At 52.4% G+C, this 626-nt stretch carries 2 tRNA genes and 1 rRNA gene; all 3 read right to left on the bottom strand.

The window, feature by feature from the left end:
• Positions 1-77: ribosomal RNA gene (locus HWX07_RS36760) — 23S ribosomal RNA — on the bottom strand; the annotation flags it as partial.
• Between the two features lie 334 nt (positions 78-411).
• A tRNA-Ala gene (locus tag HWX07_RS36765) sits at positions 412-487 on the bottom strand.
• 38 nt (positions 488-525) lie between these two features.
• Positions 526-602, bottom strand: a tRNA-Ile gene (locus HWX07_RS36770).
• Between the last annotated feature and the right edge of the window lie 24 nt (positions 603-626).

Below are 626 nucleotides of genomic sequence, written 5' to 3' on the forward strand. Positions count from 1 at the left end.
AGCTTTTCGCAGGCTACCGCGTCCTTCATCGCCTGTGATCGCCAAGGCATCCACCACATGCACTTGTTCGCTTGACCCTATAACGAGTCTGTCTCATCGACAGCCGCTACAGGTTGAGTTCTCGCGTTGTGCCGTATTCCAATTGATGTCGGTCCGGCGTTAGCGCTTTAGCGCTTACGCAGGCCCCACTCCCGAAGGGAGTAGACCCGAATCATCTTGAGATACATCGATACAATCACAACCCGGATAACTTCCACGTCCATCTCGAGACGCTTCCGCTATCCAAATTACTTACTTCTTCCAGATTGTTAAAGAACGACAGCCGATATCTGTTGATATCCTCTGACTGGCTCAATCGCCAATGCAAAATTCTCGGTTCAGTGTCTGAACCAAGCCCTTAGCGTTGGTGATTGGTGGAGGCAGACGGGATCGAACCGACGACCCCCTGCTTGCAAAGCAGGTGCTCTCCCAGCTGAGCTATGCCCCCATGTACAGAATTCCTCAGGTGTACCTACCGCCAGACAATGGTGGGTCTGGTTGGATTCGAACCAACGACCCCCGCCTTATCAAGACGGTGCTCTAACCGACTGAGCTACAGACCCCTGAGTCTGTCTTTAATTTACAGC

The sequence above is a fragment of the Burkholderia sp. BCC0097 genome, from assembly GCF_902832985.1.
GTDB lineage: Bacteria > Pseudomonadota > Gammaproteobacteria > Burkholderiales > Burkholderiaceae > Burkholderia > Burkholderia orbicola.